Annotated in this window: 1 protein-coding gene; it reads right to left on the reverse strand. The window is 48.5% G+C overall.

What is annotated here, in order from left to right:
* Positions 1-523 (reverse strand): ATP:cob(I)alamin adenosyltransferase (locus tag R7P74_RS29010; protein WP_318124169.1); only part of this gene is annotated, 523 nt, incomplete at its 3' end.
* Between the last annotated feature and the right edge of the window lie 7 nt (positions 524-530).

Below are 530 nucleotides of genomic sequence, written 5' to 3' on the forward strand. Positions count from 1 at the left end.
TAGCGTAGCTGCGAGACACAAACTCAGTTTCTTCCACTTGGTAAATATGATTAATGTAAGAAGCCAAGCTGTAAATGACATTGGCCATTAAGTTGGCGTAACGGAACAGAATCGGCGCTGGTTGCTTTTTCCCAGCATGCTCTATCGCGACGAGTGCTCGAACGGTTTTCTTTGCTTGGCAGCGGCACAAATGCAGTTGACTAGACGTAGCATGGCCACCGGGCAGCACAAAACCTTTAAAACCACCGTCTATGCGCGCTTTTACGGCCTCATAGTCTGCTTTAAGCTCTTCAACTTCCGATTCTGTAATCGCTAACTTGCCACGCACCGAACCATTGAGATGGTAAACATTAGGCTGAAGGCGCGTGAGAATATCTCGACTGAAGTCGTCCAATTCCATCGACAGCACCAACCCAATCCGGCTGCACAACTCGTCTGCGGTGATCTCGAAATCGCACACAGGGCTGTCTTCGTAAATAAAGGGATAACAGATCTCGCTCAGTTCCTTGCTTACAGGTCTCATGCTGTTG

It is taken from the genome of Vibrio sp. 2033, assembly GCF_033339735.1.